The 344-nt window shown below is 44.5% G+C and carries 1 protein-coding gene; it reads right to left on the bottom strand.

The features are described 5' to 3' along the window. Nucleotides 1-344, bottom strand: a 344-nt coding sequence (locus A3757_RS05280) for a LysR family transcriptional regulator (RefSeq protein ID WP_156506193.1), incomplete at both ends; no start/stop codon positions are given.

Raw genomic sequence — 344 nt, 5'->3', positions numbered from 1 at the left:
GATAATTGTCAGTTTGAAGTCAGGGTATTGTTGGCGAAGTGCAGGTAAGACTTTGGGAAGTAAGTAAGGCCCGACTGTTGGAATGACACCAACCGTCATCGGATGATTTAAAGGCGCTTTCTGGTTTTGCGATAGTTGATAAAGGCTGTCGACTTCCAGTTTGATACTTTGTGCCCGTTGCAGAAACATCTTTCCGGTGGGGGTAATCAGTACCTTCTTATTGTCTCGTTCGAATATTTGAATATCCAACTGCTTTTCTAATTCACTTAAGGCGGTGCTCAGTGCTGACTGAGATACTGAACAGGCTTCAGCAGCTTTCTTGAAGTGCAGCGTTTTCTCGACAG

Source organism: Oleiphilus sp. HI0117 (assembly GCF_001635235.1).
This window is presented reverse-complemented; position numbering and strand designations above follow the sequence as displayed.